This window comes from Aurantiacibacter sp. KMU-128 (assembly GCF_056933515.1).
Genome location: NZ_JBXORT010000001.1, coordinates 1,108,908 through 1,133,423, shown reverse-complemented (window position 1 = coordinate 1,133,423; position 24,516 = coordinate 1,108,908). Strand labels below are relative to the sequence as shown.

The following is a 24,516-nucleotide window of genomic DNA, read 5'->3' as shown; positions in this document are numbered from 1 at the left end:
ACAATACTGTTGCCTCTTTGCAAGGGCTTTTTGCCGCCTTGCGGCTAAGCGGTGGAAAACTCCTCCGGATCGATACCCAGTTCCTGCAACCGCTTGCGCAGGGTGTTGCGGTTGATCCCGAGCATTTGCGCGGCTTTCAGCTGGTTGCCGCCGGTCTGCCGCAAGGCATGGCGGAACACAGGCGCTTCCAGCACGGCGAGTGCATCATGATACAGCGCGCCTTCGGCAAAGCGGCTCGTGCCGAGCCAGCGGGCCACCGCCTCACCGATATCACCGCCATCCGCACCATCGGACGCGACTGCGGAATGGCTGGCATCGAGACACGCGGCGACCGTTTCTGCCCCTATCCGCTCTTCACGCGCGAACAAGGCCGCTCGGAACATCAGGTTCTGCAATTCGCGCACATTGCCGCGCCAGCTTTGTGCCTCCAGCACGCGCGCCGCATCGTCCCCCAGCACGCGCGATGGCAGGCCCTGCTTCACCGCCTTGGCGAGGAAATGCCGCGCCAGCGGTTCGATATCACCCTGCCGCTCGCGCAAGGGCGGCAGTTTGATGGGGACGACGTTGAGGCGGTAGAACAGATCCTCGCGGAAAGTGCCTGCGGCAATCATCGGCAGCAGATCGCGATTGGTCGCGGCGACGATGCGGACATTCACCGCGATTTCCTGATCGCCGCCCACCCGGCGGATGCGCCCCGTTTGCAGCGCCCGCAGTAACCGCGTTTGTGCCTCGGCGGGCATATCGCCGATTTCGTCGAGGAACAGCGTGCCACCATCGGCCTGTTCGAACTTGCCGATATTGCGCGCGGTGGCACCGGTAAAGGCGCCCTTTTCGTGGCCGAACAATTCGCTTTCGATAAGCTCGCGCGGGATCGCGGCGGCGTTGACCGCGACGAAGGGGCCAGATTTGCGCGCACCCAGCTGATGGATCGCTTCTGCCACCAGCTCCTTGCCCGTGCCGCTCTCGCCCAGCACCAGCACGGTCAGATCATTGTCGAGCACCCGGGTGATCATGCGATACACATCCTGCATCGCCGCGCTGCGCCCGATCAACGGCAGGCCTTCGGGCATGGCCTCGCCCGCGCCTTTGCTGCCCGCCGCACTATCTGCCGCCTGGCGCGCCGCGCGCACCAGCTCATCAAGATCGAACGGTTTGGGAAAATATTCGAAAGCCTGATTGGCGCTCGCCCGGACGGCAGTATCGAGCGTGTTCTGCGCCGAAATGATGATGACCGGCATGGCGGGATAGGCCGCGCGGACCTCGCCCAGGCTTTCGATCCCGTCGCCATCGCTCAGCATGACATCGGTCAACATGACGTCAAACCGTCCTGCCGCCAAAGCAGCATCGCGCCCCGCAACGCTGTCGCAGATTTCGACCGAGAACCCTTCATCCTCCAAGCCGGCGACAATCACCGTCGCAATCGCGCTGTCGTCTTCTACCAGCAGGGCTGTGCGGCTCATGGCATCTGTGTCCTGATCAGTTTCACCATCGGCAGATGCACGCGGAAATGCGTCCATCCGGTCTTGTCGTCGCGTTCGTGGCTGACGCGGCCATCCATGTCGCGCACCAGCTTCTGCACCAGCGAGAGGCCCAGCCCCTGCCCCTGCGGTTTGCTGGAAACGAAGGGTTCGAAAATGTGGTCGCGCAAAGCGGGGTCTATCCCCCCGCCATTATCGCTCACACGCACTTCGATGGGCAGCTTTACCGGCACGCCGAGCCGTTTCACCGTCATCGCCAACCCGCTAACAAAGCGCGTGCGGATCATCACTTCGGGCGCAACGCTTTCCATCGCGGCATCGCGCGCATTCGCCATCAGATTGACCAGCACCTGCACCAGCGCGCCTTCATTGGCTAGAACGTCGGGTATCGAGGGATCGAACTCCTCGCGCCACGCCAATGCATCGGAGCAGTTGAGCTGCACGGTCTCCATCGCGCGGTGGATCGCCTGATGCAGATTGACCGCCGAGACCGGCTCGGTGTCCTCGCGCCCCAGCCGCTGCATCCGGTCGATCAGCGCGGCAATCCGGTCGACTTCATCGGTGATCAGGCTGGTCAGCTTGGCATTCGCCGGATCAGATTTGCGCGCCAGCAATTGCGAGGCACCACGAATCGCGGCGAGCGGGTTTTTGATTTCGTGCGCCAGAACAGCAGGGCCGCGCAGAGTCGGCGTCGCGTCGTTCTCGCCAAACCGCTCGCCCTGGCTCGAATCCGAGATCGTCAGCGTGCGCCAGCCCGGATGGGTGGGAATGGTCGAAACGGTCAGATTGGCGCGCCAGTTGCGCTCCCCGATGCCGACATCAACGCTACGCGCGACGAATTGCGCATCGGGGTCACCAAGCCCTTCGATCAGACGCTCCTGCGCGAAATGCACGATGTCGAGGATGCTCCGCCCGACAAGCCGCGAGGCGCTGGCGCCCAGAAGCGCCTCACCTTCTGGATTCAAACCGGCAACGCGCTGCTCGGGATCGAGCAGTATCATCGCAAAGCTGAGGCCGGACAGCTGCTCTGCCGGGCCGGGAATGTCCGTCGCCTTGCTCTCGCCGCTATCGCTCACGCAGCCTGGCGCCTCAGGAAGGGTTCGTAGAAACGCTCGACTTCGCCCAGTACCTGTGCCGCATCGTCGATGAAATTGGCCTTGTGGCGGAAGTCCGCGCTGCCATGCATTCCCTTGGTGTACCAGCCCAGATGCTTGCGCGCGATCTTGACGCCGGTCTCCACACCGTAATGCTCCAGCATGGCGTGATAATGCTCGACCAGCGTTTCGTATTGCTCTGAGAAACTGGGGCTTTCGAGAAATTCGCCGGTCTGCCACCAATGCATCACTTGCCCCAGCAGCCACGGCTTGCCATAGGCCCCGCGCCCGATCATCAGCCCGTCCGCGCCCGATTGCTCCAGCGCCTTGGCGGCATCGGCGATCGTGCAAATATCGCCATTGACGATGACGGGGATATTCACGGCGTCCTTTACCTTGCGGATGAACGACCAGTCGGCGCTGCCCTTGTACATCTGGTTGCGCGTGCGGCCGTGTACAGTCACCAGCTTCACCCCCAGATCTTCGGCAATATGCGCGAGTTCGGGGGCGTTGAGGCTTTCATGGTCCCAGCCCATGCGCATCTTGACCGTTACCGGCACGTCGACCGCTTTCACGGTCGCTTCCATCAGCTTGGTGGCGAGCGGCACTTCGCGCATCAGCGCGCTGCCGGCGAACTGGCCGACTACCTTGCGTACCGGACAGCCAAAATTGATGTCGATAATCGCCGCACCCTGGTCTTCGCTCAGCTTTGCAGCTTCGGCCATGCTGGACGGATCGCAGCCGACGAGCTGCATCGAGACAGGGTCTTCGCTTTCGTGCCAGCGCGCTTTCTGGATCGACTGGCGCGTTTCGCGGATCGCGGCTTCGCTCGCAATCATTTCGGTCACGTTGAGCCCGCTGCCATAGCGGCGCACCAGCTGGCGAAACGGCATATCGGTCACCCCCGTCATCGGCGCGAGCACGACGGGGCAGTCGATCCGGATCGGACCGACCTCGATCGGCGTCACGGCCGGCGGCGGAGGGATGAGCGGGTTTTCCATGCTGTGCCTAAATATTGGGCAGGCGCATAGTGGATTGCGAGGCGCGGCTCAAGGCGTTAGCGCGCTCGGGCATGAATGAAGCTGCCGCCCTTCCCCCGTTCTGCGCCGTGATTGTCGCGGCGGGCAAAGGATTGCGCGCGGGCCAGCCCTTGCCCAAGCAATTCGCTGTGTGGCGCGGGAAGCCGGTGTTGCGACACTCGGCAGAGGCGCTGGCGGAGGCGGGCGCGGCGCGGATTGTCGTTGCCATTCCCGAGGGTGCCGACGCGGCGGCGCAAGCGGCGCTCACAGGCATTGACGGCCTTACTCTGGTAACCGGCGGCGCGACGCGACAAGAGAGCGTACGGTTGGCGCTGGATGCGTTGGAAAGTGACCCGCAACCGCTCGTGCTGATCCATGATGCTGCGCGGCCTGACCTGCCCCCCGATGTCATAGCACGCTTGCTGGCAGCTCTCAGCACCCATCCCGGCGCGATCCCGGTACTGCCGGTCGTCGACAGCATGATCCGCGCCGAGGATGGTCTTATGGCGGGCAATGCGCGACGCGAGGAATTGCGTCGGGTGCAAACTCCGCAGGCCTTTCGCTTTGCCGACATACTTGCGGCGCACCGCAGCTGGCAAGGCGCGCCCGATGCCGGAGACGATGCGCAAGTGCTGCGCGCCGCGGGTTTGGACGTGGCGCTGGTCGATGGTGACGAGCGGCTCAAGAAGCTGACATTTGCAGAGGATTTCATGGCTGATACCCCCTCCCCCCTCGCCATCCGCGTTGGCACCGGCTTTGACGTCCACCGTCTGGCCGATGGCGAGGAGTTGTGGCTTTGCGGGGTGAAGATCGAGCACACGCAAGGACTGGCGGGTCATTCGGACGCCGATGTCGGACTGCACGCCGTGGTCGACGCCATTCTCGGCGCCTGTGCCAAGGGCGATATCGGCGACCACTTCCCGCCAACCGATCCGCAATGGAAAGGCGCGGCTTCTTCCGCCTTTGTCGAACACGCAGTGAAGCTGGCAGCGGAAGCGGGCTATGCTATCGGCAATGTTGACCTCACGCTGATCTGCGAGGCACCCAAGATCAAGCCGCACCGCGAGGCGATGCGCGTCAGGCTGGCCGAATTGCTGGGTGTCGAACTGGATCACGTCAGTGTAAAGGCCACCACAACCGAGCGTCTCGGCTTTGCCGGCCGGGGCGAGGGAATTGCAGCGCAAGCGGCCGCTACGCTTGTCAGAAAGGGTTAGATCGCATCATGCTTCGGACGTTTGCCATTTCCGCCGCGCTGGCGCTTTCGGTCGCAGTCCCTGCAAAGGCACAGGCGCAGCAACTGCCGAATGAAGCGCAAGTTACGGCGGCGGCGCGCTTCATGCTGCCGGTGGCGCTTGATGGCATGCTGAACGCCTGCGCGGGACAGCTTGCCAGTGACGCCTATCTTATGACCAACCGGGATCGGTTGCGCAGTGAATTTGCGACAGCGGCCGAAGGCTCGTTCGAAGAGGCCCGCCTTGCGCTCTTCGTGCTGGGCGGCGGCACGATGGGCGGGAAAGAGCAGCGCACCGAGCTTAGCAGCATGACCGAACCGATGATGCGCACTCTCCTCGAGGAGCTTATCGACATTGAGGTCGCCAACGCGATGAACGCGGAGTCTTGCGCGATTGCCAATCGCCTGATGCAGGAGCTTGCTCCGCTTCCGGCGGAAAACTTCGCCAGCCTGCTCGGCTATCTGCTCCATGAGACCGAGTTTAGCACGGGGCGCCGGTGAACAAGAGCAACGCCCTCCCCCCGTCGATCCTCCCCGATGATATCGTCGCGTTGGCGCAGCGCGTGGTCGAAGAGAACGCAGCTGCCAAGCGGAGCGTGGTGCTGGCGGAAAGCTGCACCGGCGGTCTGGTGGCTGCGGCGCTGACCGAGATTCCCGGCTCCTCTGCCGTGCTCGATCGCGGTTTTGTCACCTATTCCAATGCCGCCAAACAGGCCGAACTGGGCGTGCCTAGCGACATCATCGAAGCCTTCGGCGCGGTATCCATCGCCTGCGCTTTCGCCATGGCGCAAGGCGCGCTGGAAAACAGCGATGCCGATGTGGCGGTGGCGATCAGCGGGATTGCAGGGCCAGGCGGCGGCACAGACCTGAAACCCGTCGGCACCGTCGTGTTCGCACGGGCGGTCCGCGGGGGAGCCGAACCGATGGCCGATGAACGCCTGTTCGAAGGCGAGGACCGTGCCGGTGTCAGGCGTCAGGCGACGCTTTGCGCACTGGAGCTGTTGCTGCCGTAAAGCTCTGCCGCCCGCGCTTCAAATGCGGCGACCATTTTGCGGAATGCGCGGTCGACATATTGCCCGGCGAGCGTTTCGAACATGATGTTCTTGAACGCGAAATCGACCGCAAAATCGATCTCGCACGCGCCATCGCCAACATCGCGGAACGTCCAGTTATTGTCCAGATCGCGCAGCGGCCCGTCGATATAGTGGACGTGGATGGTGTGCGGACGGTCCTTCACCACCTTGCTCGTAAACTTCTCGCGCAAGGCCTTGAAGCCGACCAGCATATCGGCAGTCATTTCGGTGTCGCTATCCTTGCGCACCCGCGTAGCGACAACCCAGGGCAGGAACTGCGGATAGGAATCCACATCCGCCACCAGATCGAACATCTGCTCGGCGGTGTAAGGCAGGCGTTTGGTATCGCGGATCGACGGCATCAGGCGCTCTTTGCAGCAGCCTTTGCCAGCTTTTCCTCGCGCGCCGCTTTCATCACCGCGAAATCGTCGCCGGCGTGATAGCTGGATCGGGTCAGCGGCGAGCTGGCGACTTGCAGGAATCCCTTCGCCCGCGCAATCGCGCCATAGGCGGCGAAGGCCTTGGGCGTCACGAATTCCTCGACAGAGGCGTGCTTGGGCGTCGGCTGGAGATATTGGCCCATAGTGATGAAATCGACATCGGCGCTGCGCATATCGTCCATCACTTGGTGCACTTCCAGCCGCTGTTCGCCGAGGCCGAGCATGATGCCGGACTTGGTAAAGATCAGCGGATCGTGGCTCTTCACCTCTTCAAGCAGACGCAGCGAGGCGTAGTAGCGCGCGCCTGGGCGGATAGTCGGATAAAGGCGCGGCACGGTTTCCAGATTGTGGTTGTAGACATCCGGCCCCGCCTCGCAAATCGCCTCCACCGCCGCGCGCATTTTGCCACGGAAGTCGGGGGTAAGGATTTCGATGGTGGTGTCGGGAGTCTCGCGGCGCAGCGCCTTGATCACCTTCACGAACTGCCCTGCGCCGCCATCGGGCAGATCATCGCGGTCAACGCTGGTGACGACGATGTGGTGCAAGCCCATCTCGCCCGCCGCAACGGCAACATTCTCAGGCTCCATCGGATCGACGATGCGCGGCATTCCGGTCTTCACATTGCAGAAGGCGCAGGCGCGCGTGCACACATCGCCGAGGATCATGACTGTCGCGTGCTTCTTGTCCCAGCATTCGCCGATATTGGGGCACGCCGCTTCCTCGCAAACCGTGTTGAGTTTGAGATCGCGCATTAGCTTGCGCGTTTCGTGATACCCCTTCGAAACGGGCGCTTTCACGCGAATCCAGTCCGGCTTGCGCTGGCGCGGTGGACGGACATCTTCGGGCTTCGGAGGGTTCGACAGATCGGTCATGACACAGGCCATCTAGTCAAGCGGGCGGATAACCGCAATGGTGGCGCTTGCCCTACTTTAGGCGGTGTCTTAAGCGCATTCGTATGGATACAGTTGGACTTCAGGCGCTGACCTCTCCGGTCGTGTTGTTTTTCGTGCTCGGCATCCTTGCCGCGGTCGCCCGATCCGATCTGGCGATTCCCGAAGCCATCGCCAAGGGGATGTCGCTATACCTGATGGCCGCCATCGGCCTCAAAGGCGGGATCGAGGTCGCAGAAAGCGGGCTGGACGGGACCGTTCTTGCCGCGCTGGCGGTTGGTATCGGAGCAGGTTTTGTCATGCCGCTCTACGCCTTTTGGCTGCTGCGCGGCTTCGGCAAGCTCGATCGCATCAATGCGGGCGCGGTGGCGGCGCATTACGGTTCGATCAGCGTGGTGACCTTCGTCACCGCCGTCGAGATATTCGAACTGCAGGGCAATCCGCCGCAAGGCTACATGGTGGCCGTGATGGCGACGATGGAAAGCCCTGCCATTCTCGCAGGCTTGCTGCTGGCACGCGGCGGCGGATCGGATAGCGGGCAAAGCACGAAGGAATTGCTGCACGAAGTGCTGTTCAACGCCTCGGTCGTGCTGCTGCTCGGTGCCTTCGCCATTGGCTGGATTTCCGGGCCGGAAGGCTTTGCCGATGTCGAGCCCTTTTTTGGCGCGATGTTCAAGGGCGTGCTGTGCCTGTTCCTGCTCGACATGGGCCTGATCGCCGCGCGCCGTATGATGGATTCGCGCGCACTGACGTGGCGCTTGGTGGCGATTGCCATCGGGCTGCCGCTGGTCAACGGCGCTATCGGGACAGTGCTTGGTGTAATGGTCGGGCTGGACACCGGTTCGGCCGCCGCGCTCGGCGTGCTTTGCGCCAGCGCCAGCTATATCGCGGTGCCCGCCGCGATGCGGCTTGCCCTGCCGGAGGCTGACCCGGGAATTTATCTCACCATGTCACTCTCGATCACCTTCCCCTTCAACGTCCTTATCAATATCGGCCTGATCGGCACGCTGGCGGCGATGCTGACCGGCAATGGAGCACCCTTGCCATGATCGAGACTGTCATCCGCAAGCGCATCGAAATCCTCGCCGATCAGGCGCAGGCACGGCGCGTCACCAAGGCGATTGACGAGGCGGGGATTACCGGATGGACGATAACGCCCGTTACCTCCGGAAAGGGCCGCGAAGGGCATTGGCGCGAGGAACGGGTGATGGGAACCGACAAGGTTTTCATCCTCACCATCGCCTCGCAGGAAAACGCTATGGCACTGGCTGAAAGCCTCGCACCCATCCTCACCTCTCACGGGCTGTTGCTGACGATGTGGGACGTGGAGGTCATTCGCGGCGAGCGTTTCTGAATGCCCGAATTCCACGAATTGCTGAACGGCTACCGCCGCTTCCGCAGCGAAGGCTATCCCCGCCAGCGCGCCCGTTATGACGAGCTGGTGGCCAAGGGGCAAAGTCCGAAGCTGATGATTATCGGCTGCTCCGACAGCCGCGTTGATCCCGCACAGATTTTCGACGTCGATCCGGGCGAGATTTTCGTCGTGCGCAATGTCGCCGCGCTGGTGCCGCCGTTCGAGAAAACGCCTGGCCAGCATGGCGTTTCCGCCGCGATCGAATTTGCCGTGCAGGTGCTCAAAGTGCGCCAGATCGTGGTGATGGGCCACGGGATGTGCGGCGGGTGCAAGGCGGCTCTGACACAGGATCTGCACGGCAATGAACCCGGCGAAGGCGGCTTTGTCGCCAATTGGGTGCATTTGCTCGACGAAGCGCGCCAACCGGTTGCAGCCGAGCATGGCACCACCGGTCGCACAGCAGAACGGGCGATGGAAATGGCAGCGGTCGGGGTGAGCCTCGACAATCTTCGCACGTTCCCTTTTGTGCGCGCAGCAGAGGCGCGCGGCGACCTGAAACTGCGCGGCACCTTCTTCGCCATCTCCGAAGGTGTGCTCTACCACCGCAACGAGGAAACCGCGGTCTTCGAACCCGTTGAATAGCCAAGGGGCTTGCACGGCCCATGTCGCGCGGCCATGTGTCGGCCATGCCCGAAGCCACTCTCAAAAACATCGCCCTGCTCATCGACGCCGACAATGCCAGCCATGCGGGGATTGATCCGGTACTGACCGTGCTTGCAGAGCTGGGGCAGGTGAATATCCGCCGCGCCTACGGCAATTGGGCGAAGCCTGCGCTGGGCAATTGGAGCACGATCACGCACCGCTTCGGGCTGCAACCGATGCAGCAATTCGATCTCACCAAGGGCAAGAACGCCACCGATATCGCCATGACGATTGATGCGATGGACTTGCTCCATGCGGGCAAAGTCGACGGCTTCGGGATCATGAGCAGCGACAGTGATTTCACCCCGTTGGTCACCCGGCTGCGGCAGGACGGGCTGATTGTCTACGGGTTCGGCAGCACCAGCAAAACGCCCACCGCTTTCAAAAGCGCCTGCACCCGCTTCATCGATATCGACGCGCTGATAAAGGGCGCGGCAGAGGAAAACGGCGCCACGGAAAAGGCCAAGGATACCCCCGGAGCCGACAGCAAGGGCACCATCGATGACGAACTGATCGAGCTGCTCGGCACCGCATGGAAGGCAGCCAAGCGCGATGACGAGGGCTATGCCCTGCTCGGCGAAGTCGGCAATATCGCGGGCAACCGCTCCAGCTTCGACGCGCGCAATTACGGCTACAAGCGGCTGAGCGACCTGTTCGAGGCGATCGACCAGTTCCAGGTGGTGCGGCGCGGCGAAAACCGCCAGCCCTACGTTAAACGGCTGCGCTGACAGCGCCTAGCCGGTGCAGGTCACCGTTCCGGTTCCATTATAAACGACGCGATCCCAGCGGTCATACACCCACAGCGTGCCGTCAACTGCCGTCGTGCCTGACGCGTCGTCGCTCGCGTCCTCCTCCACGGAGAGGCGCAGCGCGAATTCCGCGCCGTTGTAAACTGTGCGCATTCTGGTGAGCAAGGGCCGCGAGCCGGGATCAGCGGCGAAGCGGATGAGTTCATCCTCAAGCTTGATCACCGCATCGCTCTCTCTTGCAACCAGCCGCACGGCGCCATTTGTGCCGGGCGCGAAGGCGCAGGCGTCAATTGCCAGATCGTTCGCCTCGATCTCGTCCGCTTCGATAGGTTCGGGGATTATTTCTACTAGTGGAGGAGCTGCCCGATTGACCGCCCGGACTGCCTCTGCCGCCGACGTGCCGCCAGCGCGTTGCTCGACCTCGGCAGGCGCTTCTCCGCAAGCGGTAAGCGACGCGATAATCACGAAGTATGCTGCAAACCGCATCAATGCCTCCCGAACAACTTCTCGACATCATCCATCGACAGCTTCACCCAAGTGGGCCGGCCATGATTGCACTGGCCTGAGCGCGGGGTGGCTTCCATTTCGCGCAGCAGCGCGTTCATTTCGGCAACGCTGAGCACCCGCCCCGCCCGCACCGAGCCATGGCAGGCCATCGTCGCGAGAACATATTCGATCTTCTCGGTCAGCAGCAACGATTCGCCATGCGTGGCGATATCGTCCGCCAGATCGCGCAGGAGTTTGTGCGGGTCGGCCTTTTTGAGCACGCCGGGGATTGCGCGCACCAGCATTGCATCGGGGCCGAAGCGTTCGATCATCAGCCCGAGCTGCGCGAAGGGTTCGATCTGTGCTTCCAGCCTGTCGCAATCGGCTTCGTCGAGTTCGACCACTTCGGGCATCAGCAAGGCCTGGCTGGCGGCAACCGTGTCTCCCGCACCCGCCGCGCGCAGCCGTTCCAGCACGATCCGCTCATGCGCGGCGTGCTGGTCGACGAGCACCAGCCCGTCCGCTGCTTCGGCAACGATGTAGGTGTTCGCCACCTGCCCGCGCGCAATGCCCAGCGGAAAATCTGTTGCCTCTTCGGGCAGATCCTCCGCCACTTCCGCCCTGCCCTGTGGGAAAGCTTCCGCCGACGTCCCACCCCACGGCAGCGGCGTTTCCGCCACCCTTGTGCCCGCTGGCGGAGACCAGTCGCGCCCGCCAAAGATCGAACGCAAGGCAGGCGATGGCTCCACCGGCTCGCTCTGCCAACGCGCCATCGCGCCGCTATCGGGCGCCTGCGCACTGCGCCGGTCGCCGGTCGAGAGCGCCTGCCGCAATCCGCTGACGATGAAACCGCGCACCGCCGCGGCATCACGGAAGCGCACTTCGGTTTTCGCCGGATGCACATTCACATCGACATCGGCGAAGGGAATGTCGAGAAACAGCGCGAGCACTGCATGACGGTCGCGCGCCAGCATTTCGGCATAGGCCCCGCGCACTGCGCCGGTCAGCAGGCGATCCTTTACCGGGCGACCGTTGACGAAGAGATATTGGTGATCGGCAACACCGCGATTGTATGTCGGCAGGCCCGCGACGCCGGTCAGCCGCATCACACCTTCGCCGCCCGGCCGCTCCAGATCGATCGTGACGCCATTCTCGGCAAGCTCGCGCGCGACAATCTGCGCGACCCGTTCGGGCGCGCTCTGCCCGCCCTGCACCGCGAAGATGCGGCGATCTCCATGCTGGAAAGTGAAGGCGATATCGGGCCGCGCCATCGCCAGCCGCCGGACGACATCATGGCAGGCAGCGTACTCGCTGCGCGACGTGCGAAGGAATTTGCGCCGGGCAGGGATTTTGGCGAAGAGTTGCTCCATCCGCACCCGCGTGCCGGGCGGCAGTGCCGCCGGCCCCTCGTCCACCAGCGCGCCATGATCGACCACGCGCCGCCAGCCATCCCTGGCATCGTGTGGACGGCTTTCAATCGTTAGCCGGGCAACGCTGGCAATCGAAGGCAGCGCTTCCCCGCGAAAGCCGAGGGTGGCGACTTGCTCGATCGCTTCGTCGGGCAGTTTCGACGTCGCGTGCCGCTCCAGCGCCAGAGCCATCTGGTCGGGCGACATTCCGCAGCCATCATCGGTGACTTCAATACTGCCCAGCCCGCCGTCTGTGATACTAACCGTGATCCGGGCAGCACCCGCATCGATAGCGTTCTCCACCAGTTCCTTGAGCGCTGACGCCGGGCGTTCGACCACTTCGCCAGCGGCAATGCGGTTGACGAGCGTTTCGGGAAGGCGGCGGATTTGGGGCATTCGGCGCAGGTTACAGGCCGCTGGCCGCGTTTTCGAGCCAAAGCTGCGCAAAATTGCCGCTTTGTCGACAAATATTTTGGCGTTTCCTCTGCATCCGCGTTAAGGGGCGCTTCTCTCCGCAACGCAGAGCCCTCTCACCGCGGATTCGCGGCGCCTCGGCGGCAATTCAGAATACAGGTCCACCAATGAGTTCTTTCTTCGCAAATCTCTTCAAATTCGGTTCGCAAAACATGGCTATCGACCTCGGCACGGCCAACACGCTGGTCTATGTGCAGGATCGCGGTATCGTGCTGAACGAGCCTTCGGTTGTCGCAATCGAGACCACCAATGGCGTGCAGCGCGTCAAGGCTGTGGGCGACGATGCGAAGCTGATGATGGGCAAGACGCCGGACAACATCCAGGCAATCCGCCCACTGCGCGATGGTGTGATCGCCGATATCGAAATCGCCGAAGCGATGATCAAGCACTTCATCCAGAAGGTGCACGGCAAGCGCACGCTGCTGCGTTACCCCGAAATCGTGATCTGCGTTCCCTCGGGTTCGACCTCGGTCGAAAAGCGTGCGATCCGCGATGCGGCAAGCAATGCGGGCGCTTCGGAAGTGTTCCTCATCCTTGAGCCGATGGCTGCGGCCATTGGTGCCGATATGCCCGTGACCGAGCCAGTTGGTTCGATGGTCGTCGATATCGGCGGCGGCACGACCGAAGTCGCGGTGCTGTCGCTGCGCGGCCTCGCCTACACCACCTCCGTCCGCACCGGCGGGGACAAGATGGACGAAGCCATCGTCTCCTATGTCCGCCGCCACCACAATCTGCTGATCGGCGACGCCACGGCAGAGCGGATCAAGAAGGAATATGGCTGCGCCATGGTTCCCGATGACGGCGTGGGCGAAACCATCGTCATCAAGGGCCGCGACCTCGTCAACGGCGTGCCCAAAGAAATCAATATCAACCAGGCGCATATCGCAGAGGCCCTGTCCGAACCGATCGGCGCGATCGTGGAAGGCGTGCGCATTGCGCTGGAAAACACCGCGCCCGAACTGGCCGCAGATATCGTCGATCAGGGCATTGTCCTGACCGGTGGCGGCGCGCTGATCCAGGGTCTGGACGACCACATCAAGGAAGAGACCGGCCTGCCGGTCAGCATCGCCGAAGATCCGCTAACCTGCGTTGCCGTGGGCACCGGCAGGGCGATGGAGGACCCGATCTATCGCGGCGTCCTGATGACGGCATAAGGGTTTAACACCAGAACAAAAGGGAGCGGGCCGCAATGGCACCGCCACAGGCACAAAGAGCAGGCGCGAACAAGAAGGCACAGTTGGGCCTGTTCGCGGGCTATGTGTTTGCCGGAGCGGGTGCGCTTCTCGGCGCGCTGCTGCTTATCATCTCGCTTTGGCGGCCAGAGGCTTTCAACGGGCTGCGCAGCATGGCCACCGATGCAGCGGCGCCCGCGGGCGAGGCAAGCGCGTTGGGCCGCACAACCACGCGGGGCTTTTTCGAAGCTATCGCCGGTTATTACGATGCCGGGTCGAAGAATGCCGAGCTAGAGGAAGAAATTGCGGTCGCCCGTGTGCGGCTGGCTGAAGCGCAGGCGCTTGAACAAGAAAATGCACGGCTGAAGGCGCTGCTCGGCCTGACCGATGGCGACATCGCGCCTGTTGCGACCGGCAGGCTGATCGGTTCCACTTCCGCCAGCACGCGGCGTTTCGGTTATCTGGGCGTGGGTCGCAATGACGGTGTGCAGGTAGGAATGCCCGTCACTTCACCTATGGGCCTTGTGGGACGGGTGCTGGAGACGGGCCGCTCGACCTCGCGCGTCTTGCTCCTGACCGATCCGGAAAGCATCGTTCCTGTTCGCCGCGCGACCGACGACGTGGTGGCTTTTGCCGAGGGCCGCGCCGATGGTTCGCTGCGCATCCGCTTGATCAATCTTGGCGTGAACCCGCTCGAAGAAGGCGACATCTTTGTCACCTCCGGTGCGGGCGGCTTGTTCCGGCCGGGCGTTGCAGTGGCTGTCGTAAGCGAACTGACCGATGACGGCGCCATCGGCCGCCTGCTGAGCAATCCTGCTGCCACCGACTTTGTCATGGTCGAACCGGTCTTTACTCCCGCATTGATCGAGGCCTCGCAAGCTCCTCTCCAGTCCGAAATCGAAACGGATGAGGAGGGCGCGGCGGCGGAGGAAGAGGGCTGATGGAAAAGCTCGATCCAAAGGCGCGGCGCGATAAATTCGGCGATAAGATCAACCGCGATCATTCGCCCGTGCTCGCTTACGGCGTGCCGTGGTTCACCATACTGCTGGGCTCGCTTGCGCCCATGCTGCCGATCATTGCGGCGGGGCCAATTCTGCCGCCACTGGGCTATCTTTTCCTGCTCGCCTGGCGGATTTACCGCCCCGGCCTGCTACCGATGTGGGCGGGACTGCCGCTCGGCCTGTTTGACGATCTCTATTCGGGCCAGCCGCTGGGTTCGGCGATCCTGCTTTTCTCGCTTACCATGATCGCGCTCGACCTGATCGAGCTGCGCTTTCCGTGGCGGGGCTTCTGGCAGGATTGGGGCATCGCTGCACTGTTCCTGACGATCTATATCGGCTTTACCGCGCTGTTTTCGGGCGCGAATATAACGCTGATTCAGCTTACCCTCATTTTGCCCCAGTTAGGGCTGAGCGTTCTACTTTTCCCACTGGTGGCGCAGCTGGTCGCCTTGCTCGACCGCCTGCGCTTGTCCCGTATCCGCAGACTCGGCTGAAACGATGGAACGCAAGGTAACATCCAACGCGCTCAAGCAGACCTTCGACAGGCGCAGCTTTGTCGTGGGTGCGGTGCAAGGCGGCATCGGGCTGCTGCTGGCGGCGCGGATGGGCTATATCGCCGTGGCGGAGAACGAGAAGTATACGCTGGAGGCGGAGAGCAACCGCGTGAACCTCTCGCTGATCCCGCCGCGGCGTGGTTGGATCCTCGATCGCAACGGCTCCCCCCTCGCCTCCAACCGCGCCGATTTCCGCGTCGATATCATCCCTGAACGGGTCAATGATATCGACGGCACGGTAGAACTGGTTGGCGATTTGCTGGGTTTCAGCCAGGTCGAGAAGATTGATCTGCGCGAACGGCTTGAGGGTGCACAGGGCTTTGCCGCCGTGCCGGTTGCCAATGGCCTTGATTTCGACAGGTTCGCCGCCGTCAGCGTGCGCCTCCCCGAGCTGCCCGGAGTCATCCCCCAGCGCGGCTTTTCTCGCTTCTATCCCACCGGCCCGTCGGTAGGCCATCTGATCGGCTATGTCGGCGCGCCAAGCCGCGAAGAATATGAAGCGGAGCCACAACCGCTGTTGCTGACACCCGGCTTCAAGATGGGCAAGGACGGCCTGGAAAAGCAATTCGACGAGGTGCTGCGCGGCGAACCCGGCGCTAGGCGGGTCGAGGTCACCGCTTCGGGCCGGATTGTGCGCGATCTTGAGACCCGCGACGACGTGCAGGGCCAGCCGATCAAGCTGACCATTGACGGCCCGCTGCAAGATTACGCCGCGCGCCGCCTCGGCCTTGAATCCGGCTCGGTCGTGGTGATGGACTGCCTGACCGGCGATCTGCTGTGCATGGCCTCGATGCCCAGTTTTGATCCCAACAGCTTCTCCGACGGCATCGGCCGCGTCGAGTATTCGATGCTGAGCGAGAATGATCGCGTGCCGCTGCGCAACAAGGTGTTGCAGGGCCTTTATCCGCCGGGCTCCACGGTAAAGCCCACCGTCGGCATGGCGCTGCTGGGCGCCGGTGTCGATCCCGAAGAGACCGTTTTCTGCGGCGGCGGCCTGCAAGTCGGCAGCCGCCGCTTTGGCTGCTGGAACCGCCGCGGTCACGGCGCGGTCAATCTCGCCAAAGGCATTTACCAAAGCTGCGACGTGTATTTCTATGCCATGGCGCAGCGCACCGGCATTCAGCCGATTGCAGATGCTTGCCGGCTGTACGGGATGCAGGAACAGTTCGACCTGGAAGTAGCCAACCAGTTCTACGGCACCGTGCCCGATCCTGAATGGAAAATGCGGAAATACGGGCAAGAATGGGCAGCGTTCGACACGGTCAACGCGACCATCGGCCAAGGCTATATGCTCGCCAATCCGCTCCAGCTTGCGGTAATGGCCGCGCGCCTCGCAACATCGAATGTCGTCCAGCCGCGCCTGCTGTTCTCCAACGAGCAGCCGCAATTCCGCAGCATGGGCGTCAGCGCGGAATACAAGACCTATGTCCGGCAAGCCATGAGCGACGTCGTCAACGGCCCCGGTACCGCCGGGCGCGCGCGGCTGCCCATCGATGACGTGCTGATGGCGGGCAAAACCGGCACCGCACAGGTGGTGGGGCTGAACATTTCAGACGGCAAATCTGGCCCATGGCGCTTCCGCGACCACGGCTTGTTCATCTTCTTCGCACCGTTCGACAATCCGCGCTATGCGGGCGCAGTGGTGATCGAGCATGGCGGCGGTTCGGGCGCAGCCTATCCGGTGGCACGCGATGTGATGACTTTCATGTTCGACCCGCAAAAAGGTCTGGACGCACTTCACGCGCTGGAGGCCGGTTGGGGCGGCACCGCGCAAGAACGGCTCGACCGCCAATATGCCGCCTACGCGTCCGCTGCAGGCGTCGACCTTCCCCCTGCCCCACCACCCATCACGCTTGCCCGGCAAGTCGACGCAGAGGCGCGGGCAGCGGCAAACGAGCCGGAAGAGGCCAACACCGACGCGTTCACTCCGCGCGAAGACCCGACCGCACGTTCGGACGAGGCGACGACATGAGAGGGAAGATCACTCTCCCCGCGCCCATCGCCGAATTTCCGTGGCGTGTGGTGGTGCCGCTGACGCTGCTTGTCCTCTTCGGCGCGGCCGTCCTGTATTCCGCCGCAGGCGGCTCGATGAGCCCCTATGCCAGTTCGCATCTGCTGCGCTACGCCGTTGCTTTGGTGATTGCCCTGACGATCTCCTACTTTCCCATCGACCTTGCCAAGTGGGCGGCCATTCCCGGCTACATTGCTATCCTCCTGCTGCTGATTGCCGTGGAGATCATCGGACAAGTGGGCGGCGGTAGCCAGCGCTGGCTCAATCTCGGCTTCATGCAATTGCAGCCGTCAGAGCTGATGAAGCCCGGTGTTGTACTCATCCTTGCGGCCTATTTCGCCAATCTCCCGCCCGGAATGATCGGCAGTTGGAAGGCCCTGCTCATACCGGGTGGCATTATCGCCTTGCCGATGGCCTTGGTGCTGTTGCAACCCGATCTGGGCACGTCGCTCGCCATTGCCTTTGGCGGCGTGGTGGTCATGTTTCTCGCAGGGATACCGCAAAAGTGGTTTATCGGCGGCGGCGCAGCGATGGTGGTGATTGCGCCGCTGGCCTACCTCTTCGGCCTGCAGCCTTACCAGCAACAGCGGGTGCTCACTTTCCTCAATCCTGAGAGTGATCCGCAAGGGACGGGGTATCACATCATCCAGTCGAAAATTGCCATCGGATCGGGCGGCATCACCGGCAAGGGCTTTGGCGAAGGCTCGCAAAGCCAGCTCAACTATCTGCCCGAACCGCACACCGATTTCGTGTTTGCCACCATGGCGGAGGAATGGGGCATGATCGGCGGGCTCTTCGTGTTGCTGATTTTCGGCATCGTCCTGCGTTGGGGCCTCACCGTCGCGCGCGAAGCGCCGGACCGGTTCGGTAGTTTGCTTGCAGGCGGACTTACCGCGACGATCTTTTTCTATGTGGGCGTCAATCTGATGATGGTGATGGGCTTTGCGCCGGTGGTGGGTATCCCCTTGCCGTGGATGAGCCATGGCGGATCGTCCATGCTGACCAATATGCTGTGCGTGGGCGGCATCATGCTGGTGGAACGCTCGACCCGCGCGCAGCGCAGGCGGAATTTCTGAAGCACGGGTTCTGAGGCACTGCGAAATTTCGCGCCGAAGCGTATTCAGCACTTGCACCGCAAGCCGAACCCGCTAAATGAGCGCCTCCCTGACGAATCGCCAGCCGGCGACGCCGCGCGTCTTGCCCAGCAAGTCGCAACCGGGAATGGACGCATAGCTCAGTTGGTAGAGCAGCTGACTCTTAATCAGCGGGTCCTAGGTTCGAGCCCTAGTGCGTCCACCATCCCCCTCCCTCACCCGTCATTGAACAGATGCGATATCAGGTTGTAGCGTACGCCTGAGGTCGTTTCCTGCACCTCGTGCAGCAGCGACGAGGAAAACACCATCGCCGAGCCTGCGGGCACGCGGTAGCCTTTGGGGCTGAACTCGCCAAATACGATTCCGCCGCCTTCGTAATCATCGTTCAGGCTGATCGAGAGCGCGAAACGGCGGTGCGCGCCGACCGGGCTGGTGTTGTCGCGGTGGCCCATCGCAATCCCCTCGCGCTTGCCGACATAGCGCGCAATATGCAGGTCTTCGCGGCGCGTGACGTTGAACGCGAAAGCCTTGTTGATCATCGGTGTCACCCGCCCGAACAGACGTTCATCGAGTATCGCCTGCGTGTTGCGGTCGCGGATAATCAGATCCACGCGGTCCTGCCGCTCGTGTTCGTAAACCGGAATGCGGAAATTGCCCTCGAACTCGCCCGGCCGCGCGCGGCGCACGAGGAACGGTGTGTCCTTTTCGACCGATTCGATGAGATTGGCGCATTCTTCAGGCGAGAGCACATTCGGCACAACCAGTACCGGCGCGTGCGGCGGGCTCCAGCGGGTTTCAGTGGCGGCCTGTGCATTGTCGAGAATTGTCATAATGGTCTCCAGCGTATCGCCAACATCACCGTCCAGATCGAACCACGCGCGGATCTGCCGATAGGGGGTAAGCAGAACCAGTCGCACAACTTTATCGCTGCCCTTGTGCAATCCGTATGAAGCGAAAATCGCACCCGATGGATCACCCAGCACCGGCCAGAAGAAACCGGCCGCACGCTTGCGAGCCTTGTTCGCCGTGGCGTCGCTCGACGCGCTTACCGCAATAACCGTCGCATTATCCGCATCGAGCCTCGATTCCAACGCAGCCAAGGACCGGAGCAGTTCTCCGGTGTATTCAGCGTCGGGATCACCGACGAGTACAAGCAACAGATGCTTCCCCGAAATGTGATCGTCGGCGAGCCCGATCTTGCGACCGTCCTCGTCATGACCATTGAAAGCCGTTGCCAGCGCGCCCTGCCACATTTCCTGCACATAGGGCCGGATAGATGGCGCTGCGATTTCATAGGTTGATTGTGTGTCGCTCATCGCTGTCCGGCCCGTCCTGCCTCCCGTTCTGCCCTTGGCCCCAGCCTATCGGCCTCCATTGCAAACCGAAAGCGGCGATTGTGCACTTTCCGGCATGGGCTAGGCAAAGCAAATGCCGGGCAGCAGCTTGTTTCCGCAAGAGCGGCGAGGCAAGAAGGGGGATGCATCGCGCACTCCTTATTCTGCTGGTTCTCTTGCATCTTGCCGCTGGCAGCACCGCCGGACTTGCGCAAGAAAGCGCGCGTCAATCGGCGGTTGAACAGCAGGATGTCCGCCTTGCGCGCATCGCCGAGCAATTGCTTGGGGGCAATGCGGCGCTGTGCACCGCGCTGATGCCGCTCACCGGACTGATCCTGCATAGCGCCGACCAGTATCGCGATGGCGCGGCGGGCACGCGCTTTCGCGACGGAGAGATAGCGATTGCCGCCATCGTCCCGCATTCGCCCGCAGAGCGCGCCGGACTGCGCCGTGACGAGGCCGTGGTGGCGATTGGCGAGGTTTCGCTCGCTGGCTTGCCCGCGCCCGAGAACGGAAACCTGCGCGAAGCCGCGTTCGATATCCTCGCCGCGCAACCGACCGACGCGCCTGTTGCCTTGCGGCTGCGCGCCGACGGGGTCGAGCGGACGGTTATGCTACCCGCCCCTGCGGGGTGCCGCTCGCTAGTGGAAATTCTGGTAAGCGACGGACCGCGCGCGCGGTCTGACGGGCGAGTGATCCAGATCCAGTTCGATTTCGCGCGCGAGCTGTCCGACGAACAGCTGGCTGTGGTGCTGGCCCATGAACTTGCCCACACCGTGCTGGAGCATCGTCGGCGCAAGGAGGAGGCCGGCATCAATAATGGCGCTCTCGCCGAAGTAGGGCGCAACCAGCGTGCCAATCGCGAGGCCGAGGTGGAGGCGGACAGGTTGTCCGTACACCTGCTCGCCAATGCAGGGTTCGATCCGCTCTCGGTGCCTGCATTTTGGCGCTCGGAGATTGGCCAGCGGCTTGGCGGCGGGATCTTCAACAGCTTTGTCTATCCGTCGAACGAAGCGCGCGCGGTGTTGGTGGACGAGGAAATTGCGCTCTATCTGCCGCAACGGCGGGGGCCGAGCTGGCCGGGGCATTTGCTCGAACTGCGCGAACGGGGCTTTGGCAGCGACTAAATCTTCGGTCGGCGCGGGCGCTCCGGCGCTGCGCTGATATCGATGTAATGGCGGTCGAAATAGGTGAGCGGCGTGGCATCCTGCCGGTGGTTGGCTTCCACCAGCGTGCCGATAAAGATCGAATGCGTGCCGAAGGTGTGCCGGTCGGCCACGGTGCAGATCAGGCTGGATTGCGCGGTGGCGAGGACGGGAACGCCGTGATGGTCTTCCCATTCGCCCACCGAGAAACGGTCGGGCCGGGGCTGCATGAAATGCTCCGCCACATCGCGATTGCCGAGGCCGAGCACGTTGACGCAGAATCGCTCCGCCTTTTGAAGCGGTTCGTGCAGGGACGCATCGCGGTTGATGCACACGAGCAGTGATGGCGGATCAAAGCTCAGCGAACTGACAGCGGTTGCCAGAATGCCCCAGTCATGGCCCTCGTGCCGCGTGGTCACCGCATATACGGTCGCCGCGACATGGCGCATAGCCTCACGGAAGGCGGCGGTGATTTCGGAGGGGGTCTGTCCTACAGCAGGCATGGTTGCTCATTGGTGGCGCAAATGCCTGTGCGCAAGGCCCAAGAAAATGTGATTCAGGCAACTTGCAATCACATTTTAATGTGATACTGGCTTTTCTATGAGCGAAACTGCAGAAAAAGTAAAAAAACTGATCTCCGAAGGCCTAATGACCCGCGCCGGACTGTCGCGGGCGGCGGGGTTGCACGCCAATACGTTGCGCGATTGCACCGAGGAGAGCTGGAACCCCACCACCGAGACACTCGGCAAGCTGGAGCGGTTCCTGACCGAGAATGACGATACGCCTGTGCTGGTCGGGATCGAGGAGATCATCGACGAGGCGCGCAATGGCCGGATGTATATCCTGGTCGACGATGAAGACCGCGAGAACGAGGGTGATCTTATCATCCCTGCACAAATGGCGACACCCGCTGCGGTCAACTTCATGGCGATGCACGGGCGCGGCCTCATCTGCCTCGCGCTCGACAAGGGGCGGGTGGAAGCGCTCGGGCTCGAACCGATGAGCCGCAACAACCGCGAATCAATGCAGACCGCCTTCACCATCTCCATCGAGGCAAAAACCGGTGTAACTACAGGCATTTCCGCCGCAGACCGCGCGCGCACTGTCTCGGTCGCGATCGACGCCACGAAGGGGCCAGAGGATATCGTCACGCCTGGCCATGTCTTCCCGCTGACCGCACGCGATGGCGGCGTGCTGGTGCGCGCAGGGCATACCGAGGCAGCGGTCGATATCTCGCGGCTGGCAGGCCTCAATCCCTCGGGCGTGATTTGCGAGATAATGAATGAAGACGGCAGCATGGCGCGGATGGATGATCTGATGCGTTTTGCCCGCAAGCATGACCTGAAAATCGGCACGATCCGCGATCTTATCGCCTACCGGATGCGTCACGACCATCTGGTGGAGCGCGGTGACGAGCGCCAGTTCACCTCGGACTATGGCGGGCAGTGGCGGCTTATCACCTATCGCAATACCGTTTCGAACAATGAAGCCTATGTGCTTCAAAAAGGGCATATTGTTCCCGACAAGCCCACCCTCGCCCGCGTCCACCCGATCTCGGTTTTCGACGATGTGCTGGGCGAACCCGGGCCGCGCAAGCGTACACTGCAGCGCGCAATGGAGGCGGTGGGCGAGCATGGTTCGGGGGTGATCGTCATTCTCACCGGGCGGGTGGGCAAAAGCGGCAACTGGACGACCGAGGAGGAAGTCCGCAATGTCGGCATCGGCTCGCAAATCCTCGCCGATCTGGGCGTGCATGACATGATCCTGCTCACCAATTCGCAGCCCAACGTGGTTGCTATCGAAGGTTATGGCCTCAATATCGTCGGCCACCATCCCATTCCTGAAGGCGAATAATAATGGCGAATTTCCTGATCGTAGAGGCACGTTTTTACAGCCATCTCAATGATATGCTGATCTCCGGTGCCAAGGCGGCGCTGGAGCTGGCAGGGCATTCGGTGGATGTCATCACCGTTCCCGGCGCGCTCGAAGTGCCGGGTGCAATTGCGTTGGCAGCGGAAAGCGAACGCTATGACGGCTTTGTCGCCATCGGCGTGGTGATCCGCGGTGAGACTTATCATTTTGAAATCGTTGCCGGAGAAAGCGCGCGCGCGATCATGGCGCTGACGATGGACGGCATCGCCATCGGCAACGGCATCCTGACCGTCGAGAACGAAGAACAGGCGATTGTCCGCGCCGATCCGGTGCAGAAGAACAAGGGCGGCGAAGCGGCGCAAGCGGCGATGCGGCTACTCGAACTGGCAAGCGAATTCGGCTGAGTCTCGGGCCTGCATAGCGGCCGTGCAATTGGTTCAACCGGCGAGATCCGGGCCAGGCGCAGCGCGCCAAGACACCGTTTCTGGCATCACATTTTAATGTGCACATTCATCGGCCAAATGTTGGATTGCGAGCGTTCCCAATCCAACAGCCATCACATCGCGGGCTCAGCCGAAGCAGCCCTTTCCGGCGTAGAATGCGCTCGATCCCAGCTCTTCCTCGATGCGGATGAGCTGGTTGTATTTGGCGAGACGGTCGGAACGGGCGAGCGAGCCGGTTTTGATCTGTCCGCAATTGGTCGCCACAGCGAGATCGGCGATGGTCGCATCCTCGGTTTCGCCCGAGCGGTGGCTCATCACCGAGGTGTAGCCAGCGCGGTGCGCGACATCGACCGCGCGCAAAGTCTCGCTCAGCGTCCCAATCTGGTTGACTTTCACCAGCAGCGAATTGGCGAGGCCTTTTTCGATGCCCATGGCGAGGCGCTTCGGATTGGTCACAAACAGATCGTCCCCCACCAGCTGCACCCGGTCGCCAACCATGTCGGTGATGGCCTTCCAGCCTTCGAAATCGTCTTCGCTCATCCCGTCTTCGATCGAGCGGATCGGATATTCGTCACAGAGCTTGGCGAGATACTCGGCCATTTCATGCGGTGTCAGCGAAAGCCCCTCGCCCGAAATCTCGTATTTGCCGTCGCGGAAAAACTCGGTTGCGGCGCAGTCGAGCGCCAGCACCACATCGTCGCCCGGCGTAAAACCTGCTTTCTCGACCGAAGCCATGATGAAATCGAGCGCGTCGCGCGTGCTCGCAAGGTTCGGAGCGAAACCGCCCTCGTCGCCAACCGAGGTTGCCAGGCCCTTTTCAGCAAGGCCCTTCTTCAGCGTGTGGAAAATCTCGCTGCCCCAGCGCACTGCTTCGGCCAAAGTCGGCGCGCCCACCGGCATCACCATGAATTCCTGCACGTCGATGGGATTGTCCGCGTGTTCGCCGCCATTGACGATGTTCATCATCGGCACCGGCAACACATGGGCGGACACTCCGCCGACATAGGAATAGAGCGGCAGGCCGCGCGCTGCCGCAGCAGCCTTTGCCACCGCAAGGCTCGCGCCGAGAATGGCATTCGCGCCGAACCGGCTCTTGTTCTCGGTGCCGTCCGCCGCGATCATCGCCATGTCGATATCGCGCTGGTCTTCGGCGTCCATTTCCAGCAGCAGATCGGCAATCGGCCCGTTCACGGCCTCCACTGCCTTGGTCACGCCCTTGCCGAGATAGCGGCTTGTGTCGCCATCGCGCAGCTCCACTGCCTCATGCGCGCCGGTCGATGCGCCCGAGGGCACCGCAGCGCGGCCCATGCTGCCATCTTCCAGAAGGATATCGACTTCTACCGTCGGGTTGCCCCGCGAATCGAGGATCTCGCGGCCGTGGACGTCGATGATGGCGGTCATGAAGAAGGCTCCTGTTGTGCGTTTTGTCGCCCTCTATAGGGCGGAACCTTGCACTGCAACATACGTTGGTATCTTGAAGCCCGACTGTGT

25 protein-coding genes and 1 tRNA gene are annotated in these 24,516 nt (G+C 62.5%); 16 read left to right on the top strand and 10 right to left on the bottom strand.

Annotated elements, in window-relative coordinates:
- Positions 1–44: 44 nt before the first annotated feature.
- The 3 genes from ACS0VV_RS05775 to dusB are packed head-to-tail and all read right to left on the bottom strand — an operon-like array spanning position 45 to position 3,573.
- Positions 45–1,460, bottom strand: a complete 1,416-nt coding sequence (locus ACS0VV_RS05775; RefSeq protein WP_483531772.1) for a sigma-54-dependent transcriptional regulator — start codon at positions 1,458–1,460, stop codon at positions 45–47.
- Entirely contained in the window at positions 1,457–2,554 is a 1,098-nt protein-coding gene (locus ACS0VV_RS05770) for a two-component system sensor histidine kinase NtrB (protein WP_483531771.1), read from the bottom strand. The genes ACS0VV_RS05775 and ACS0VV_RS05770 overlap by 4 nt, the downstream gene beginning before the upstream one ends.
- Complete coding sequence (gene dusB / locus ACS0VV_RS05765) at positions 2,551–3,573, bottom strand: tRNA dihydrouridine synthase DusB (protein WP_483531770.1); 1,023 nt, start codon at positions 3,571–3,573, stop codon at positions 2,551–2,553. Before dusB ends, ACS0VV_RS05770 begins: the two co-directional genes overlap by 4 nt.
- 71 nt (positions 3,574–3,644) lie before the next feature.
- On the opposite strand from dusB, the gene ACS0VV_RS05760 reads away from it, so the two are divergent.
- Genes ACS0VV_RS05760 through ACS0VV_RS05750 form a run of 3 tightly spaced genes read left to right on the top strand, consistent with a single transcriptional unit; the run spans position 3,645 to position 5,835 of the window.
- The gene (locus ACS0VV_RS05760) at positions 3,645–4,805 is read left to right on the top strand and encodes a bifunctional 2-C-methyl-D-erythritol 4-phosphate cytidylyltransferase/2-C-methyl-D-erythritol 2,4-cyclodiphosphate synthase (RefSeq protein WP_483531769.1); all 1,161 of its coding nucleotides are present in this window, start codon (positions 3,645–3,647) and stop codon (positions 4,803–4,805) included.
- 8 nt (positions 4,806–4,813) lie between these two features.
- Entirely contained in the window at positions 4,814–5,323 is a 510-nt protein-coding gene (locus ACS0VV_RS05755; protein ID WP_483531768.1) for a hypothetical protein, read from the top strand.
- A complete protein-coding gene (locus ACS0VV_RS05750; protein ID WP_483531767.1) occupies positions 5,320–5,835 on the top strand; it encodes a CinA family protein in 516 nt (171 codons plus the stop codon). The genes ACS0VV_RS05755 and ACS0VV_RS05750 overlap by 4 nt, the downstream gene beginning before the upstream one ends.
- On the opposite strand, the gene ACS0VV_RS05745 is transcribed toward ACS0VV_RS05750, so the two are convergent.
- Together ACS0VV_RS05745 and lipA are read right to left on the bottom strand one after the other, a co-directional pair.
- Complete coding sequence (locus tag ACS0VV_RS05745; protein WP_483531766.1) at positions 5,796–6,257, bottom strand: type II toxin-antitoxin system RatA family toxin; 462 nt, start codon at positions 6,255–6,257, stop codon at positions 5,796–5,798. The two genes, ACS0VV_RS05750 and ACS0VV_RS05745, sit on opposite strands and share 40 nt — an antisense overlap.
- A complete protein-coding gene (gene lipA / locus ACS0VV_RS05740) occupies positions 6,257–7,207 on the bottom strand; it encodes a lipoyl synthase (protein ID WP_483531765.1) in 951 nt (316 codons plus the stop codon). The genes ACS0VV_RS05745 and lipA overlap by 1 nt, the downstream gene beginning before the upstream one ends.
- A gap of 83 nt (positions 7,208–7,290) precedes the next feature.
- Between lipA and ACS0VV_RS05735 the strand changes: the two genes are divergently transcribed.
- The 4 genes from ACS0VV_RS05735 to ACS0VV_RS05720 are packed head-to-tail and all read left to right on the top strand — an operon-like array spanning position 7,291 to position 10,009.
- The gene (locus ACS0VV_RS05735) at positions 7,291–8,274 is read left to right on the top strand and encodes a sodium-dependent bicarbonate transport family permease (RefSeq protein ID WP_483531764.1); all 984 of its coding nucleotides are present in this window, start codon (positions 7,291–7,293) and stop codon (positions 8,272–8,274) included.
- Positions 8,271–8,579, top strand: coding sequence for a P-II family nitrogen regulator (locus ACS0VV_RS05730; RefSeq protein ID WP_483531763.1), 309 nt, complete (start codon positions 8,271–8,273; stop codon positions 8,577–8,579). The genes ACS0VV_RS05735 and ACS0VV_RS05730 overlap by 4 nt, the downstream gene beginning before the upstream one ends.
- Entirely contained in the window at positions 8,580–9,221 is a 642-nt protein-coding gene (locus tag ACS0VV_RS05725; RefSeq protein WP_483531762.1) for a carbonic anhydrase, read from the top strand.
- Between the two features lie 44 nt (positions 9,222–9,265).
- Positions 9,266–10,009, top strand: a complete 744-nt coding sequence (locus ACS0VV_RS05720; RefSeq protein WP_483531761.1) for an NYN domain-containing protein — start codon at positions 9,266–9,268, stop codon at positions 10,007–10,009.
- A gap of 6 nt (positions 10,010–10,015) precedes the next feature.
- Here ACS0VV_RS05720 and ACS0VV_RS05715 read toward each other — a convergent pair whose 3' ends face one another.
- Together ACS0VV_RS05715 and mutL are read right to left on the bottom strand one after the other, a co-directional pair.
- Positions 10,016–10,516 (bottom strand): hypothetical protein, encoded by a 501-nt coding sequence (locus ACS0VV_RS05715; RefSeq protein ID WP_483531760.1) that lies wholly within the window; start codon positions 10,514–10,516, stop codon positions 10,016–10,018.
- Complete coding sequence (gene mutL, locus ACS0VV_RS05710) at positions 10,516–12,321, bottom strand: DNA mismatch repair endonuclease MutL (RefSeq protein ID WP_483531759.1); 1,806 nt, start codon at positions 12,319–12,321, stop codon at positions 10,516–10,518. Before mutL ends, ACS0VV_RS05715 begins: the two co-directional genes overlap by 1 nt.
- 185 nt (positions 12,322–12,506) lie before the next feature.
- Here mutL and ACS0VV_RS05705 point away from each other — a divergent pair, with 185 nt between their 5' ends.
- The 6 genes from ACS0VV_RS05705 to ACS0VV_RS05680 all read left to right on the top strand — a co-directional run bounded on the left by ACS0VV_RS05705 (position 12,507) and on the right by ACS0VV_RS05680 (position 18,436).
- Positions 12,507–13,553 (top strand): rod shape-determining protein, encoded by a 1,047-nt coding sequence (locus ACS0VV_RS05705; RefSeq protein ID WP_483531758.1) that lies wholly within the window; start codon positions 12,507–12,509, stop codon positions 13,551–13,553.
- Positions 13,554–13,588: 35 nt separating this feature from the next.
- Entirely contained in the window at positions 13,589–14,512 is a 924-nt protein-coding gene (gene mreC, locus ACS0VV_RS05700) for a rod shape-determining protein MreC (protein WP_483531757.1), read from the top strand.
- Positions 14,512–15,066: a rod shape-determining protein MreD gene (locus ACS0VV_RS05695; protein ID WP_483531756.1), complete on the top strand. Its 555-nt coding sequence runs from the start codon at positions 14,512–14,514 to the stop codon at positions 15,064–15,066. Before mreC ends, ACS0VV_RS05695 begins: the two co-directional genes overlap by 1 nt.
- A gap of 4 nt (positions 15,067–15,070) precedes the next feature.
- Positions 15,071–17,098, top strand: a complete 2,028-nt coding sequence (gene mrdA / locus ACS0VV_RS05690; RefSeq protein WP_483531755.1) for a penicillin-binding protein 2 — start codon at positions 15,071–15,073, stop codon at positions 17,096–17,098.
- Positions 17,095–18,213 carry a rod shape-determining protein RodA gene (gene rodA / locus ACS0VV_RS05685; RefSeq protein WP_483531754.1) on the top strand — a complete coding sequence of 373 codons (1,119 nt, stop codon included), beginning with the start codon at positions 17,095–17,097 and terminating at the stop codon, positions 18,211–18,213. Before mrdA ends, rodA begins: the two co-directional genes overlap by 4 nt.
- A 147-nt stretch (positions 18,214–18,360) precedes the next feature.
- Positions 18,361–18,436: transfer RNA gene (locus tag ACS0VV_RS05680), tRNA-Lys, on the top strand.
- Positions 18,437–18,446: 10 nt separating this feature from the next.
- Here the strand turns inward: ACS0VV_RS05680 and ACS0VV_RS05675 are convergent.
- The gene (locus ACS0VV_RS05675) at positions 18,447–19,547 is read right to left on the bottom strand and encodes a redoxin domain-containing protein (protein WP_483531753.1); all 1,101 of its coding nucleotides are present in this window, start codon (positions 19,545–19,547) and stop codon (positions 18,447–18,449) included.
- A gap of 161 nt (positions 19,548–19,708) precedes the next feature.
- Here ACS0VV_RS05675 and ACS0VV_RS05670 point away from each other — a divergent pair, with 161 nt between their 5' ends.
- A complete protein-coding gene (locus tag ACS0VV_RS05670) occupies positions 19,709–20,692 on the top strand; it encodes a M48 family metalloprotease (RefSeq protein ID WP_483531752.1) in 984 nt (327 codons plus the stop codon).
- Here ACS0VV_RS05670 and ACS0VV_RS05665 read toward each other — a convergent pair.
- Complete coding sequence (locus ACS0VV_RS05665; protein ID WP_483531751.1) at positions 20,689–21,213, bottom strand: flavin reductase family protein; 525 nt, start codon at positions 21,211–21,213, stop codon at positions 20,689–20,691. The two genes, ACS0VV_RS05670 and ACS0VV_RS05665, sit on opposite strands and share 4 nt — an antisense overlap.
- Positions 21,214–21,310: 97 nt before the next feature.
- Between ACS0VV_RS05665 and ribB the strand changes: the two genes are divergently transcribed.
- Both ribB and ribH read left to right on the top strand, forming a co-directional pair.
- A complete protein-coding gene (ribB, locus tag ACS0VV_RS05660; RefSeq protein ID WP_483531750.1) occupies positions 21,311–22,564 on the top strand; it encodes a 3,4-dihydroxy-2-butanone-4-phosphate synthase in 1,254 nt (417 codons plus the stop codon).
- Positions 22,565–22,566: 2 nt separating this feature from the next.
- Entirely contained in the window at positions 22,567–22,986 is a 420-nt protein-coding gene (gene ribH, locus ACS0VV_RS05655) for a 6,7-dimethyl-8-ribityllumazine synthase (protein WP_483531749.1), read from the top strand.
- A gap of 165 nt (positions 22,987–23,151) precedes the next feature.
- Here ribH and eno read toward each other — a convergent pair whose 3' ends face one another.
- Positions 23,152–24,426: a phosphopyruvate hydratase gene (eno, locus tag ACS0VV_RS05650; RefSeq protein WP_483531748.1), complete on the bottom strand. Its 1,275-nt coding sequence runs from the start codon at positions 24,424–24,426 to the stop codon at positions 23,152–23,154.
- Between the last annotated feature and the right edge of the window lie 90 nt (positions 24,427–24,516).

Bases quoted from the DNA above. Each gene is read 5' to 3' on its own strand.
- ACS0VV_RS05775 (WP_483531772.1), bottom strand. From the start codon at position 1,460: ATGAGCCGCACAGCCCTGCTGGTAGAAGACGACAGCGCGATTGCGACG.
- ACS0VV_RS05720 (WP_483531761.1), top strand. From the start codon at position 9,266: ATGCCCGAAGCCACTCTCAAAAACATCGCCCTGCTCATCGACGCCGAC.
- ACS0VV_RS05675 (WP_483531753.1), bottom strand. From the start codon at position 19,547: ATGAGCGACACACAATCAACCTATGAAATCGCAGCGCCATCTATCCGG.
- ribH (WP_483531749.1), top strand. From the start codon at position 22,567: ATGGCGAATTTCCTGATCGTAGAGGCACGTTTTTACAGCCATCTCAAT.
- mreC (WP_483531757.1), top strand. From the start codon at position 13,589: ATGGCACCGCCACAGGCACAAAGAGCAGGCGCGAACAAGAAGGCACAG.
- ACS0VV_RS05670 (WP_483531752.1), top strand. From the start codon at position 19,709: ATGCATCGCGCACTCCTTATTCTGCTGGTTCTCTTGCATCTTGCCGCT.
- ACS0VV_RS05735 (WP_483531764.1), top strand. From the start codon at position 7,291: ATGGATACAGTTGGACTTCAGGCGCTGACCTCTCCGGTCGTGTTGTTT.
- dusB (WP_483531770.1), bottom strand. From the start codon at position 3,573: ATGGAAAACCCGCTCATCCCTCCGCCGCCGGCCGTGACGCCGATCGAG.
- mutL (WP_483531759.1), bottom strand. From the start codon at position 12,321: ATGCCCCAAATCCGCCGCCTTCCCGAAACGCTCGTCAACCGCATTGCC.
- ACS0VV_RS05715 (WP_483531760.1), bottom strand. From the start codon at position 10,516: ATGCGGTTTGCAGCATACTTCGTGATTATCGCGTCGCTTACCGCTTGC.
- ribB (WP_483531750.1), top strand. From the start codon at position 21,311: ATGAGCGAAACTGCAGAAAAAGTAAAAAAACTGATCTCCGAAGGCCTA.
- ACS0VV_RS05705 (WP_483531758.1), top strand. From the start codon at position 12,507: ATGAGTTCTTTCTTCGCAAATCTCTTCAAATTCGGTTCGCAAAACATG.
- rodA (WP_483531754.1), top strand. From the start codon at position 17,095: ATGAGAGGGAAGATCACTCTCCCCGCGCCCATCGCCGAATTTCCGTGG.
- mrdA (WP_483531755.1), top strand. From the start codon at position 15,071: ATGGAACGCAAGGTAACATCCAACGCGCTCAAGCAGACCTTCGACAGG.
- eno (WP_483531748.1), bottom strand. From the start codon at position 24,426: ATGACCGCCATCATCGACGTCCACGGCCGCGAGATCCTCGATTCGCGG.
- lipA (WP_483531765.1), bottom strand. From the start codon at position 7,207: ATGACCGATCTGTCGAACCCTCCGAAGCCCGAAGATGTCCGTCCACCG.
- ACS0VV_RS05695 (WP_483531756.1), top strand. From the start codon at position 14,512: ATGGAAAAGCTCGATCCAAAGGCGCGGCGCGATAAATTCGGCGATAAG.
- ACS0VV_RS05755 (WP_483531768.1), top strand. From the start codon at position 4,814: ATGCTTCGGACGTTTGCCATTTCCGCCGCGCTGGCGCTTTCGGTCGCA.
- ACS0VV_RS05745 (WP_483531766.1), bottom strand. From the start codon at position 6,257: ATGCCGTCGATCCGCGATACCAAACGCCTGCCTTACACCGCCGAGCAG.
- ACS0VV_RS05725 (WP_483531762.1), top strand. From the start codon at position 8,580: ATGCCCGAATTCCACGAATTGCTGAACGGCTACCGCCGCTTCCGCAGC.
- ACS0VV_RS05730 (WP_483531763.1), top strand. From the start codon at position 8,271: ATGATCGAGACTGTCATCCGCAAGCGCATCGAAATCCTCGCCGATCAG.
- ACS0VV_RS05760 (WP_483531769.1), top strand. From the start codon at position 3,645: ATGAATGAAGCTGCCGCCCTTCCCCCGTTCTGCGCCGTGATTGTCGCG.
- ACS0VV_RS05665 (WP_483531751.1), bottom strand. From the start codon at position 21,213: ATGCCTGCTGTAGGACAGACCCCCTCCGAAATCACCGCCGCCTTCCGT.